This is a genomic window from Pseudomonas migulae NBRC 103157, from assembly GCF_002091715.1.
Lineage (GTDB): Bacteria > Pseudomonadota > Gammaproteobacteria > Pseudomonadales > Pseudomonadaceae > Aquipseudomonas > Aquipseudomonas migulae_A.
The window spans coordinates 141381-154907 of record NZ_BDAG01000010.1 but is presented as its reverse complement, the minus strand read 5'-3'; the positions used below and the strand labels follow the sequence as shown (position 1 = coordinate 154907).

The window sequence follows — 13527 nt, the reverse complement described above, 5'->3', positions numbered from 1 at the left end:
CCGAACAAAGTGGCATATCCGCCTAACTATCGGCGCTTTCGCCTTGTTTTGGGCAAAGCACTCGACGGTACAACGCAGCCTGCAAGTCTTCGAATTTCACCGGTTTGCTCAGGTGATCGATCAAGGCACCGGTCGGGCAGCGTTCCCGATCAGCACTCAAGGCAATCATGAACACCGGTAATTGCTCGCAGCCCGGCAAGGCGCGGATCTGGCAGCACAGTGACACGCCATCCAGCGACGGCAACTGACCATCGAGCAGCACGGCGTCGAAGGTTTCACGCTGCAAGAGATCCAGCGCGGCCATGCCATTGTCGGCCGTTCGTACCCGAAACCCGAGCTTGAGCAACATGCCGCGCATCACCAATTGATTGATGCTGTTTTCATCCACCAGCAGCACGGTGCAGTCCTGCGGCAGACGCAGACGCGGGAATTCTCTAGTCATCATCGGCGTTGAGGCTCGCTCTACTACGGGCAACTCAAGCTCGACGTCGAGCTGGAAGCGACTGCCGCGACCGGGCTCGGAGCGGTGAGTCAAATGCCCGCCCAGCAAATCGACCAGTTGCCGACAGATCGCCAGGCCTACGCCCAGGCCGCCATATTCCCGGGTCATCGAGCCGTCGAGCTGGAAGAAGCGCTGGTACAGCGTCGCCTCGCCCAGATCGGTGAAGCCGATGCCGGTGTCGATTACTGCAAAGGACAGTGCCAGCCGGTCGGGGCCGACGGGTTTCCCCGTGACCCGCAGCGCCACGCCGCCCACCCGGGTGAACTTGATCGCGTTGTCCAGCAGGCATTCCAGGCATTGCGCCAACTTGATGTTGTCGCCGTGCAAACGGTCCGGCAGGCCCGGTGTGACGTCGACCTTGAAGTCCAGCGACTTGCCTGACGCATTGCCTTCGAACTGCACGCGCAGGGCATCGATCAGGCTGCGCAAACTGAAGGTCGTCGCATTGGCCTTGAGCTTGCCGGCCTGCAATTCGGTGAGGGTGAGGATGCCGTTGACCATGCGCATCATGTCGCGTGCCGAACCGGCGGCCGTTTGCTGATATTGCTCCAGCTCCGGGTCCATCTCGACGGTTTGCATCAACTCCAGCGAACCGATCACACCGTTCATGGGCGTACGCAATTCGTGAGTCAGCGTGGCGAGGAACTCATCCTTGAGCTTGTTACTGTGCGCCAGTTGCTGGTTGAGCACTTCGAGCTTTTGACCGGCATCGAACAAGGTCTGGGCCTGTTGCTCGCGCATGGCGTTGATCCGGTCGGCCAGGGCCAGGGACAACAGCGCCACTTCGATGGCCGAGCCGATCTGGCTGGAATACATGGTCAGGAACACGTTCGGCAGGTAACCCAACACCATCATTGTGTTGATGATGCCGCCGAGCAAAAACGCCGACCAGGCGATGATGAAATAACGCGCCACCCGCAGGCCGCGCCACCAGGCGAAAAAACCCGCCGCGAAAATAACCACGGTGAACGTCAGGGCCAGTGTCGTCGCCAGACGCAAGGCCAGGGCGTAACTGGTCATCAACGACAACCCGACCACCACCGCCCCGAACGCAATCAACGCCAGCAGCAAGCGATCGAGCCAGCGGTTGAGGGTCGACGTCTGCAGGAAGCTGCGGGCGAACTGGCTGCCGAACAGCCCCGCGCAACCAATGAAGAATGGCGTCGCGGCGTTAGCCCACCAGGGATTGTTCGGCCAGAAATACTGCACGGCCGCGCCGTTCACCGACAGTTGATACAGCCCGAACGAGGCGATATAGAAGATGTAATAGAGGTAACTGGTGTCGCGCACGCTGAGGTAGATGAACAGGTTGTAGACCAGCATCCCCAACAACACGCCGTAAATCAGGCCCAGCACATAGAGCCGCACCGGTTGTTCTTCAAGGAATGCCGTGCTCGACCACAACGTGACCGGCGCCTGGATCGACCCTTCGCTCTGCAGGCGCAGGTACAGGGTTTGCGTTTGATCCGGGGTGAAGTTCAGATCGAACAAATAGTTGTTCTGGCGAATTTCGCGACTGTCGAACGGCAAGGCATCGCCGGTCTGACGGGCCAATCGATAGGCACCCGCAGCATCGGGCAAGTACAGATCGAGGTGATCGAGGGGTGGATAGGCCAGTTCCAACAACCACGTCCGTTGCGTTGCGGGGTCGGTCGGGCGGTAATGCAGGTCGATTTTCAGCCAGAACACCGAACGCGAGTAGCCGGCGTTGAGGGTGGCTTTATCGTGGGGCTTGAAATGTCCGGCCACAGCTTGCGCACGGACATCATCGATGGTCGCCTGACCATCGGCATCTTCGAACACTTGCAGGGTTCGGCCCAGGGGCAGGCTTTGAGTGAATTCATCGAATTCGACTGCGCTCGCCATGAGGGGCAAGCAAAACAGCAACATCAGCAAATAGCGCATTTAAGCCCCAGCGTGGCCTGTCCGGTTATCTCAGGAAGCCCCTCATTCCCTTTGAGTAGACGTAAAACCGGTATTACCTGTTATTGGTTTGGATCCACTCTAGCATAGCCGTTGATGGCCATTGAACACCATTGAAATATTTCCTGCAAAGGCTCTAGTACGGGCGTTCCAGCGGAGCGTGTTGAGTTAGAGCTGTTTACTCGGTCAGATTATGACAATCCCGGCAGATTGCATTGCCAGCCCATGACTCTCTATCGGCAGGACTGGCGGGCACTGCACCCGAAAATCGATGTTTGGTGGTAAGCTCGCGCACCATGAATATCTACAGCTCTCGCCCCGTTGTCCTCTGTCTCTCCGGCCACGACCCAAGTGGTGGCGCCGGCTTGCAGGCAGATATCGAAGCCCTGCTTGCCCAGGGTTGTCATGCGGCCCCGGCCGTCACCGCCCTGACCGTGCAAGACACGGTCAATGTCACTGACTTCCGCGTCCTCGACCGCGAGTGGGTGCTGGCTCAGGCCAACGCCGTGCTCAACGATTCCGAAGTCGCTGCCGTCAAACTGGGCATGCTCGGCTCCCTGGAAATGGTCGACACCGTCGTCGAACTGCTTCAGGCGCACCCGCATTTGCCGATGGTCTGCGACCCGGTGCTGCGCGCCGGCGGCGGCGGACGACTGGGCAAGGATGAAGTCGGCTACGCCATGCGCGAACGCCTGCTGCCCTTGGCCATCATCGCCACCCCTAACCTTCCCGAAGCCCGCATCCTCGCCGAATTGCCCGAAGGCACCGCGGACGAGTGCGCTGAAAAACTCCTGCCCTTCGTCAAACACCTGCTGATCACCGGCGGCCATGGCGATGAAGACGAAATCCACAATCGCCTGTACAGCCGCGACGGTCGCCGCGAAACCTTTACCTGCCAGCGCTTGCCCGGCAGTTACCACGGTTCCGGTTGCACGCTGGCCAGTGCCCTCGCCGGTCGTCTGGCCCAGGGTGAAAACCTCGTCAGCGCCGTGCAGACCGCGCTTAACTACACGTGGCGCACCCTGCGCGATGCAGAGCAGCTGGGCAAAGGTCAATTCGTGCCGCGCCGCCTGCCACTGGATTTCTGTTCGTAACGCCATGAGGCATGCCCGATGAAACTACGTGGCCTTTACGCCATTACCGATAGCCAGCTGCTGGCCGGTAAATTCCTGTCGTACGTGGAGGCGGCGCTGGAAGGCGGCGTCACCCTGCTGCAATACCGCGACAAGAGCAGCGACGAGGCCCGCCGTTTGCGCGAGGCCCAAGCCCTGCGTGATTTGTGCGAACGCTACAAGACCCATCTGATCATCAATGACGATGCCGAACTGGCCGCGCGCCTGAACGTCGGCGTGCACCTGGGCCAGACCGACGGCCCGCTGACCCCGGCCCGTGCGCTGCTCGGTCGCCAGGCGATCATCGGCTCGACGTGCCACGCGCAACTCGAACTCGCCGAACAAGCAGCCAAAGAAGGCGCCAGTTACGTCGCCTTCGGCCGTTTCTTCAACTCCAACACCAAACCCGGCGCACCGACCTGCAACCTTGAGTTGCTCGACCAGGCCCGCAGCAAACTGCACCTGCCGATCTGCGCAATCGGCGGCATCACCCTGGACAACGCTGCGCCACTGGTAGCCCACGGGGTCGATCTGCTGGCGGTGGTCCACGGCCTGTTTGGCGCCGAGAGCACGGCTGAAGTGACACGCCGCGCCCGCGCATTTAACGAATTACTGAAAATCTGATTTGAGAGCCCGATCATGTCTCGTTCCGAAACCCTGTTTGCCAATGCCCAGAAACACATTCCCGGTGGCGTGAACTCGCCTGTTCGCGCATTCAAGAGCGTGGGCGGCACGCCGTTGTTCTTCAAACACGCGGAAGGCGCCTACGTCACCGACGAAGACAACAAGCGCTATGTGGATTACGTCGGTTCCTGGGGTCCGATGATCCTCGGCCACAGCCATCCGGACGTGCTGGACGCGGTGCGCAAACAACTGGAACACGGCTTGTCGTACGGCGCCCCGACCGAGATGGAAACCGAGATGGCCGACCTGGTCTGCTCGATCGTGCCGTCGATGGAAATGGTGCGCATGGTCAGCTCCGGCACCGAAGCGACCATGAGTGCGATTCGCCTGGCCCGTGGTTTCACCGGCCGCGACAGCATCATCAAGTTCGAAGGCTGCTACCACGGTCACTCCGACAGCCTGCTGGTCAAGGCCGGTTCCGGCGCGTTGACCCAAGGCGTGCCGAGCTCTGCCGGCGTACCGGCTTCCTTCGCCAAACATACCCTGACCCTGCCGTTCAACGACATCGACGCCGTGGCAACCATGCTCGCCGAGGTTGGCCAGGACGTGGCCTGCATCATCGTCGAGCCAGTGGCCGGCAACATGAACTGCGTACCGCCAGCGCCGGGCTTCCTCGAAGGCCTGCGGACCCTGTGCGACAAGCACGGCGTGGTGCTGATTTTCGACGAAGTGATGACCGGTTTCCGCGTCGCCCTCGGTGGTGCTCAAGCGCATTACGGCGTCACGCCAGACCTGACCACGTTCGGCAAGATCATCGGTGGCGGCATGCCGGTTGGCTGTTTCGGCGGCAAACGCGAAATCATGTCGCACATCGCGCCACTGGGCCCGGTTTATCAGGCCGGCACCTTGTCGGGTAACCCGCTGGCGATGGCGGCTGGTCTCACGACTTTGCGCCTGATCAGCCGCCCTGGCTTCCACGCCGAATTGAGCGACTACACCAGCCGCCTGCTCGATGGCCTGCAGCAGCGCGCCGATGCCGCCGGCATTCCGTTCGTGACCACGCAGGCCGGCGGCATGTTCGGCCTGTACTTCAGCGGCGCCGACGACATCGTCACGTTTGATGATGTGATGGCCAGCGACGCGAAGCTGTTTGGCCGCTTCTTCCACCTGATGCTCGAAGGCGGCGTGTACCTGGCGCCGAGTGCATTCGAAGCCGGCTTCACCTCGATTGCCCACGGCGAAACCGAGCTGAAACTGACGCTGGATGCCGCCGAACGCGCATTTGCCGCTCTGAAATAACGCTGTGCCGCTGACGTTGGCGATTGCCAGCGTCAGCTTTTACCTACATTTCAGCGTCTTTTCTTACTCATCTGCCGATAATCCCCCGTAAACCGGGCGATATATTCCCCGCGCAGCAGAAAAACGAGTAAAGACTTTGTAAGGTTGGCCCTGCTTATTTCATAATGCGCGCTTATTGGATCCCTCGATGGGTCCGCGCGCCCCTCAGAGGTAAGTCGATTCCCATGAACCGCACCGGCCGCGCCCTTGCATTGGGCTGCCTGTTGCTCCTTCAGCCCCTGCTCGCGCTCGCACAAGCAGGCGGCAACTCGTTGTTAATCCCAGCGATGGGTCGCTGCACCCTCAATACCCAGCCGCAAGATCTGGCACAGGCGCTCGCCGCCTGCCAGAAAGCGTCGGATGACGGGGATGCGCAAGCGCAATACGAGTTGGGTGAGTTCTATTACGACGGCAAAAATACCCCGCGCGACCTCAAGAAAGCCCTGGATTACTTCGAAAAGGCCTCGCTGCAAGGTCACGCCCAGGCGCAATTCAAACTCGGCACCATGTTCTTCCACGGTGAAGGCGTACCGGCCAATAACGTTCAGGCGTATATCGTGCTGAAAATGGCGGCGGTCAACGGTGCGGAAGAAGCGCTGGATACTGCGGACGAAGTCGCCGAGAAAATGCCGCGTGAAGAGCTTGAAGTGGCTACTCAGGTGCTTGGGCAAATCTTCCGCAAATACCTGATGGAATTGCAGAGCGCCGATGGGCGTACGCCGTTCTCGCCTCTTCCCTGATTTCTGTTTTGGCCTTTGCGGCCCTATCGCCAGCAAGCCGGCTCCTACAAGGATTGCGTCAGCTTTGTAGGAGCCGGCTTGCTGGCGATCTGAGGCGACTCCGTCTTGAGCCCTACTTCTCAGGCATCGGCATCGGAAACGGCATGACATTGCCGACCGCGCCGCGGGCTTCGCTGATTTTCGGCGTGCCGAGACGCTCGACTTCGTCGATGCGCACGATCGAATGCATCGGCACAAAGCTGCGCACGACACCTTCGAACTGAGCCTTGAGCTTCTCTTCGCTCGGATCGACGACCACTTGCGTACGCTCGCCAAAGACGAACTCTTCCACCTCCAGGAAGCCCCACAGATCACTTTGATAGATCTGCTTGGCGTACATTTCGTACACCTGGCCCTGGTTGAGGAAAATCACCTTGTAGATTGGAGCTTCACGTTTGGTCATGGTGGGCGAGCAACACATCGGGGGATAAAAATGAGGGCGCGAACTATAGCATAGCCACCGGACGCACAACGGTAGGAACCTCGGGACATGTTCCCTATAATGCGCGGTTCTTTGAATCACGTGATGACTGTATCCATGGCCAAGAAGCTTTACATCGAAACCCACGGTTGCCAGATGAACGAGTACGACAGCTCGCGCATGGTCGATCTGCTGGGCGAACATCAGGCCCTGGAAGTCACCGCTCGCGCAGAAGACGCCGACGTGATCCTGCTCAACACCTGTTCGATCCGCGAACGCGCCCAGGACCGGGTGTATTCCCAGCTCGGCCGCTGGCGCGAACTGAAACTGGCGAACCCCGAGATGGTGATTGCCGTCGGCGGTTGCGTCGCCAGTCAGGAAGGCGCCGCCATCCGCGATCGCGCTCCGTATGTCGACGTGGTCTTCGGCCCGCAGACCCTGCACCGCCTGCCGGAAATGATCGACGCCGCCCGCGCCACCAAATTGCCGCAAGTCGACGTCTCGTTCCCGGAAATCGAAAAATTCGACCATTTGCCGGAGCCGCGCATCGATGGCCCGAGCGCTTACGTCTCGGTCATGGAAGGCTGCAGCAAGTACTGCACGTTCTGTGTGGTGCCCTACACCCGTGGCGAAGAAGTCAGCCGACCGTTCGATGACGTGATTGCCGAAATCATCCACCTCGCTGAAAACGGCGTGCGTGAAGTGACGCTGCTGGGCCAGAACGTCAACGGCTATCGCGGCACCACCCACGACGGTCGCCTGGCGGATCTGGCCGAGCTGATTCGTGTCGTCGCGGCTGTCGATGGCATCGACCGGATTCGCTATACCACCTCGCACCCGCTCGAATTCTCCGACAGCCTGATCCAGGCTCACGCCGAAGTGCCGGAGCTGGTGAAACACCTGCACTTGCCGGTGCAATCGGGTTCGGACCGCATTCTTGCGGCGATGAAGCGCAACCACACCGCGCTGGAATACAAATCCAAACTGCGCAAGCTGCGCGCCGCCGTGCCAGGGATCTGCATCAGCTCGGACTTTATCGTCGGTTTCCCCGGCGAGACCGAAAAAGACTTCGAACAGACCATGAAGCTGATCGAAGACGTCGGTTTCGACTTTTCCTATTCGTTTGTCTACAGCCAGCGCCCAGGCACACCGGCGGCCGATCTGGCCGATGAAACGCCGGAAGAGCTGAAAAAAGAACGCCTGAACGCCCTGCAACATCGCCTGAACCAGCAAGGTTTCGAGATCAGCCGACAAATGGTCGGTTCGATCCAGCGGATTCTGGTCACCGATTACTCGAAAAAAGACCCCGGCGAGCTGCAAGGCCGGACCGAGAACAACCGGATCGTCAACTTCCGCTGCGACAATCCAACCCTGATCGGCCAGTTCGCTGACGTGCACATCGATGCGGCGCAGCCGCACTCGCTGCGGGGTTCGTTGATCACTGCATAACTTGCAGGAGCCGGCTTGCTGGCGATGAACGATAACCCGGTCATCCTGATGCACCGCGGTGCGCCCATCGCCAGCAAGCCGGCTCCTACAGAATCGGGGTGTGTCAGGTCGAGATATTTAAGAGCTTTCGCACCCGCCTCACTGGCGTTATCCTTGATTTCATCTTAATTGCCCCAGGGCGGCTAAATACGACCTTGAACGCACCCATAGAACCACATCGTTTTATCCTCGAGCCCTTTGAGGCTCGCCGCTTCGCCAATCTGTGCGGGATGTTCGACGAGCACCTGCGCTTGATCGAGCAACGCCTGACCATCGAGATCCGCAATCGCGGAAACCAGTTCGAGCTGATCGGCGACCCCAAACACACCACCTCCGCGGAAAACCTCCTGCGCCGCCTGTACCGGGAAACCAAGGGGACCGAGCTGTCGCCGGACATGGTTCACCTGTTCTTGCAGGAATCGGCCGTCGAAGAGCTGGACAACGTTTCCCCGTCCGAACCCTCCGTGGCCCTGCGCACCAAGAAAGGCATGATTCGCCCTCGTGGCTTGAATCAGTTGCGCTACGTGAAGGAAATCCTCGGTAACGACATCAACTTCGGCATCGGCCCGGCCGGTACCGGCAAGACCTATCTGGCCGTTGCCTGCGCGGTAGACGCGCTGGAGCGCGAGCAGATTCGCCGCATCCTGCTGGTTCGTCCGGCGGTTGAAGCGGGCGAAAAGCTCGGTTTTCTGCCGGGCGACCTGTCGCAAAAGATCGACCCGTACCTGCGTCCGCTCTACGACGCACTCTACGAGATGCTTGGCTTCGAATACGTCGCCAAGCTGATCGAGCGCCAGGTGATCGAAGTTGCGCCGCTGGCCTATATGCGCGGTCGCACGCTGAATAACAGCTTCATCATTCTCGACGAAAGCCAGAACACCACCGTCGAGCAGATGAAAATGTTCCTGACCCGAATCGGCTTCGGCTCCACAGCGGTCATCACCGGTGACATCACCCAGGTCGACCTGCCCAAAGGCACCAAATCCGGGCTGCACCATGTGATCGAAGTGCTGAAAGAAGTGCCGGGCATCAGCTTCACCCATTTCATGCCCAAGGACGTTGTGCGCCACCCACTGGTGCAGCGCATCGTCGAAGCTTACGAGCGCTTCGAGAATCGCGCGGCAGACGAAACACCAAAGGACAGTCGCCGCGATGCTTGAGCTTGATCTGCAACTCGCTACCGAAGCGCACGCCCCCAGCGAAGCCGAGTTCCGCCAATGGTGCGAACTGGCCTTGCGCCAGCGCACCGCCGACTCCGAGATGACCATTCGCCTGGTCGACGAAGCCGAAGGCCGCGAGCTGAACCACACCTGGCGGCAGAAGGATTACGCCACCAACGTCCTGTCGTTTCCTGCCGATGTGCCTGACGAGTTTCTCGATATCCCGCTGCTGGGCGATCTGGTCATCTGCGTGGCGGTGGTCGAGCGTGAAGCCGCCGAGCAAGGCAAGGAACCCAAGGCGCACTGGGCGCATCTGGTCATTCACGGCTGCTTGCATCTGCTGGGTTACGACCATATAGATGACGATGAAGCCGAAGAAATGGAAGCGCTGGAACGAACGTTGCTTGCAGAGTTGGGCTACCCCGACCCGTACGCGGACGACGAAATTGAAACATCCACTATCGTGACAACAAAGGATTCAGAGTAATCGCTATGAGCGAAGATCGATCGAGCAACGGGCAGAAGTCATGGCTGGGTAAGCTCACCCAGGCTTTTGCCCACGAGCCGAAGAACCGTCAGGAGCTGCTGGAGCTTCTGCGCGACGCACATCAAAACAAGTTGCTGGACAGCGAAGCGCTGGCCATCGTCGAAGGCGCCATCCAGGTTGCAGACCTGCAAGTACGGGACATCATGGTCCCGCGCTCGCAGATGATCAGCATCAAGGCGACCCAGACACCCCGCGAGTTTTTGCCGGCCGTAGTCGACTCGGCCCACTCCCGTTACCCGGTTATCGGCGAAAGCCACGATGACGTGATGGGCGTGTTGCTGGCCAAGGACTTGCTGCCGTTGATCCTCAGGGAGAACGGCGACAGCTTCAACATCAAGGACCTGCTGCGCCCGGCCACCTTCGTGCCCGAGTCCAAGCGCCTCAATGTGCTGCTGCGCGAGTTTCGCGCCAACCACAACCACATGGCCATCGTTATCGATGAGTACGGCGGTGTGGCGGGCCTGGTGACCATCGAAGACGTGCTGGAACAGATCGTCGGCGACATCGAAGACGAGCACGACGTCGAGGAAGACAGCTACATCAAGCCACTGCCCAGCGGTGACTTCCTGGTCAAGGCCCTGACGCCGATCGAGAACTTCAACGAGTTTTTCGACAGTGAGTTCTCCAACGATGAGTTCGATACCGTCGGCGGCCTGGTGATGAGTGCATTCGGGCATCTGCCGAAACGCAACGAAATAACCGAGATCGGCCCGTATCGCTTCCGCATCCTGAACGCCGACAGCCGTCGGATTCACTTGCTGCGCCTGACACCTATCGCCCGCTAAGGATTGAAATGCATCGTCTGACCCGCCCCGGCTGGCCCGGTAACCTGCTGGCCGTGGTGGCCGGTGCAATCACCACCCTGGCCCTGGCGCCGTTCGATATCTGGCCGTTGGCGTTGCTGGCGGTCGGCTTTTTCTACGCCGGTTTGCGTGAACTGAGCCCCCGCCAGGCCCTGGGCCGTGGGTGGTGTTTCGGTTTCGGCCTGTTTGGCGCCGGCACCAGCTGGATCTACTACAGCATCCACAACTTTGGCGGCGCATCGGTGCTGCTGGCCGGTTTCCTGATGCTGCTCTTCACTGCGGCGATTGCCTGGTTCTTCGCCCTGCCCGCCTGGATCTGGGCGCGCTGGTTGCGTCGCAACGAAGCACCGCTGGCCGATGCCATGGCGTTCGCAGCGCTGTGGGTAGGCCAGGAAGCGTTTCGTGGCTGGTTCCTCACAGGCTTCCCGTGGCTTTACTCCGGTTACAGCCAGCTCGACGGCCCGTTGGCCGGCCTCGCACCCGTGGGCGGGATGTGGCTGGTGTCCTTCACCCTGGCCTTGACGGCCGCGCTGATCTATAACGCTTCGCGCCTGATCAAGACGGGTCGCAAAGCCTTTATTGCGGCGGGTGTACTGCTGTTGGTCGGCCCTTGGGTTGCCGGCATCGTGCTCAAAGGTCATGCCTGGACCAGCCCGGCGGGTGCACCACTGAGCGTCGCGGCGATTCAGGGCAATATCGAACAAAGCATGAAGTGGGACCCGGCGCAGCTCAACGCGCAACTGGCGCTGTACCGCGACATGAGCTTCAGCTCCAAGCGTGTCGACCTGCTGATCTGGCCGGAAACCGCGATCCCGGTACTCAAGGAGTCCGCCGAAGGCTATCTGGACATGATGGGTAAATTCGCTTCCGAGCGGGATTCGGCAATGATTACCGGCGTCCCCATCCGCGAAGTCGTCCGTCACGAAAAACGTTTTTTCAACGGCATCACTGTCGTCGGCGAAGGCGACGGCACTTACCTCAAGCAGAAGCTGGTGCCGTTCGGCGAATACGTGCCGCTGCAGGATATCCTGCGCGGCCTGATCGCCTTCTTCGACCTGCCGATGTCGGACTTTGCCCGTGGCCCCGCCGATCAGGCGATGCTGCAAGCCAAGGGCTATCAGATTGCGCCGTACATCTGCTACGAAGTGGTATACCCGGAGTTTGCCGCCAGCCTTGCGGCTCGCAGCGATCTGTTGCTGACCATCAGTAATGACACCTGGTTCGGCACTTCCATCGGGCCGTTGCAACACTTGCAGATGGCGCAGATGCGCGCACTCGAGGCCGGCCGCTGGATGATCCGCGCCACCAACAACGGCGTGACCGGCCTGATCAACCCCTTCGGCCAGATCACCACGCAGATCCCGCAGTTCGAACGCGGCATCCTGTACGGCGAAGTGGTGCCGATGCATAACCTGACGCCTTACCTGCAATGGCGCTCGTGGCCGCTGATCATTGTCTGCATGTTGTTGTTTGGCTGGGCGTTGGTGGCCAACCGGATGGCCAAGACCGTTTAATCGCGGAGCCTGCAAAAAGATCGCAGCCTTCGGCAGCTCCTACAGGGGATTGTGTACACCCTGCAGGAGCTGCCGAAGGCTGCGATCTTTTGATTTTCAGCGGTAAAACAACGAATACCCTATCTGCCCCACCGCTTCATTCAGCAACTGCCCGCTCTGCCAGATCGACTTGAACTCAGGCATCCAGCCCCCCAATGGCCGGGCATTGTCCACGCCTAGAAACCCCACCGGCGCGGGCACCACCTCAAATCCTGCCTTCTGGAAACTCCAGACCGCCCGCGGCATGTGCCAGGCCTGAGTCACGACCACAACACGCTTGATTCCTTGTGGCAGCAACACCTCGGCACTGAACTGCGCATTTTCCCAAGTCGTACGGCTGCGCCCTTCCTGCCAACGCACGGTTACGCCAGCGTCTTCGAACATCGAGTCCGCCATCAATTTGGCTTCGGTGGGCGGCGTGCCGAAATGCAGGCCGCCGCTGGTGAGGATCGGCAGGCCGGAGGCCTTGGCCAGTCGCGCGGCATAACGCTGACGCCCCAGGCCAACACCGGTCGGCTGGTCCTCGCCCCAAGCCAGGTCGCCCCGCTCACGCCCGGACCCCAGCACAACGATCGCGTCAGCGCGCTGACTCAGGGTCGCCCATTCAGCGCGATCCAGCGCCGGCTCCCGTTCCAGCATCTTGGCACCCCATTGCACCACCACCGGCAGACTCATCAGCCAGAAGCCACCGAACCCCAGCGCAAAGCACAGCCCGGCCAGCCGCGGCCTCGATCGGCGAAACCACCAGGCAAGCGCCAGCAACAGCAACAAAACGCCGGGCGGCAGCAGAAGTTGTTTTATGAAGTAACGAAAAGGCATCGAGCATCTCCTGAAGATGCCCGAAGCCTAAGTGGGTTGACGCAATGCGACAACAAATGTGAAAGGACTATGCTTCAAAAAACCATACGTCATGGCTTCAAGTGCCCTTACTTGAATTGCAGAGACCGGACCTTTACCGCGTCCCTGCCCGGTGCCTTGTCCTTGAGCCAGATGATCTTGGCCGAACGTGGTGCGTCTAGTTGCTTCACTGCTTCTGACAAGCATCCGTGTGTCTCACGTTCACTGCGGTCCAGATAGGCCTTGACCAGTGCAAACTCTGCGGGGCTCAGGCCACGCAATTCCAGCTCAAGGGGGCGTTCATCACGCAACCGGCCAGCGGTTTTTGCCGCGTCCAGAGCCATTCCCAGACGATCAATCAGTCTTTCGTACAGCTCCGGCTTGGTAACATTTTGCTGTGAATCAACCATCCCTCACCTCATTGAAGATAAGACTCGCTC

At 60.2% G+C, this 13527-nt stretch carries 13 protein-coding genes; 9 read left to right on the top strand and 4 right to left on the bottom strand.

The window, feature by feature from the left end; translation table 11 throughout:
• Positions 1–22: 22 nt before the first annotated feature.
• A complete protein-coding gene (locus PMI01S_RS10580) occupies positions 23–2407 on the bottom strand; it encodes a hybrid sensor histidine kinase/response regulator (protein WP_084319728.1) in 2385 nt (794 codons plus the stop codon).
• 314 nt (positions 2408–2721) lie between these two features.
• Between PMI01S_RS10580 and PMI01S_RS10575 the strand changes: the two genes are divergently transcribed.
• From PMI01S_RS10575 to PMI01S_RS10560, 4 genes are all read left to right on the top strand, one after another.
• On the top strand, positions 2722–3519 hold the full coding sequence (locus tag PMI01S_RS10575; RefSeq protein WP_084319727.1) for a hydroxymethylpyrimidine/phosphomethylpyrimidine kinase: 798 nt from the start codon (positions 2722–2724) through the stop codon (positions 3517–3519).
• 18 nt (positions 3520–3537) lie between these two features.
• A complete protein-coding gene (thiE, locus tag PMI01S_RS10570; protein WP_084319726.1) occupies positions 3538–4161 on the top strand; it encodes a thiamine phosphate synthase in 624 nt (207 codons plus the stop codon).
• 15 nt (positions 4162–4176) lie between these two features.
• A complete protein-coding gene (hemL, locus tag PMI01S_RS10565; RefSeq protein ID WP_017340979.1) occupies positions 4177–5460 on the top strand; it encodes a glutamate-1-semialdehyde 2,1-aminomutase in 1284 nt (427 codons plus the stop codon).
• Between the two features lie 224 nt (positions 5461–5684).
• A complete protein-coding gene (locus PMI01S_RS10560) occupies positions 5685–6239 on the top strand; it encodes a tetratricopeptide repeat protein (RefSeq protein WP_084319725.1) in 555 nt (184 codons plus the stop codon).
• Between the two features lie 112 nt (positions 6240–6351).
• On the opposite strand, the gene PMI01S_RS10555 is transcribed toward PMI01S_RS10560, so the two are convergent.
• Entirely contained in the window at positions 6352–6681 is a 330-nt protein-coding gene (locus PMI01S_RS10555; protein WP_007894425.1) for a DUF1820 family protein, read from the bottom strand.
• Positions 6682–6816: 135 nt separating this feature from the next.
• On the opposite strand from PMI01S_RS10555, the gene miaB reads away from it, so the two are divergent.
• From miaB to lnt, 5 genes are all read left to right on the top strand, one after another.
• Positions 6817–8148, top strand: coding sequence for a tRNA (N6-isopentenyl adenosine(37)-C2)-methylthiotransferase MiaB (miaB, locus tag PMI01S_RS10550; protein WP_167362944.1), 1332 nt, complete (start codon positions 6817–6819; stop codon positions 8146–8148).
• A 194-nt stretch (positions 8149–8342) separates the two neighbouring features.
• A complete protein-coding gene (locus PMI01S_RS10545; RefSeq protein WP_084319723.1) occupies positions 8343–9347 on the top strand; it encodes a PhoH family protein in 1005 nt (334 codons plus the stop codon).
• Positions 9340–9834, top strand: coding sequence for an rRNA maturation RNase YbeY (gene ybeY / locus PMI01S_RS10540; protein ID WP_084319722.1), 495 nt, complete (start codon positions 9340–9342; stop codon positions 9832–9834). Before PMI01S_RS10545 ends, ybeY begins: the two co-directional genes overlap by 8 nt.
• Before the next feature lie 5 nt (positions 9835–9839).
• Positions 9840–10679: a CorC family transporter gene (locus PMI01S_RS10535; RefSeq protein ID WP_084319721.1), complete on the top strand. Its 840-nt coding sequence runs from the start codon at positions 9840–9842 to the stop codon at positions 10677–10679.
• Between the two features lie 8 nt (positions 10680–10687).
• Positions 10688–12211, top strand: a complete 1524-nt coding sequence (gene lnt, locus PMI01S_RS10530; protein ID WP_084319720.1) for an apolipoprotein N-acyltransferase — start codon at positions 10688–10690, stop codon at positions 12209–12211.
• A gap of 96 nt (positions 12212–12307) precedes the next feature.
• Here lnt and PMI01S_RS10525 read toward each other — a convergent pair whose 3' ends face one another.
• Positions 12308–13069, bottom strand: coding sequence for a YdcF family protein (locus PMI01S_RS10525; protein ID WP_084319719.1), 762 nt, complete (start codon positions 13067–13069; stop codon positions 12308–12310).
• A 107-nt stretch (positions 13070–13176) separates the two neighbouring features.
• Positions 13177–13497 carry a hypothetical protein gene (locus PMI01S_RS10520; RefSeq protein WP_084319718.1) on the bottom strand — a complete coding sequence of 107 codons (321 nt, stop codon included), beginning with the start codon at positions 13495–13497 and terminating at the stop codon, positions 13177–13179.
• Positions 13498–13527 lie beyond the last annotated feature (30 nt).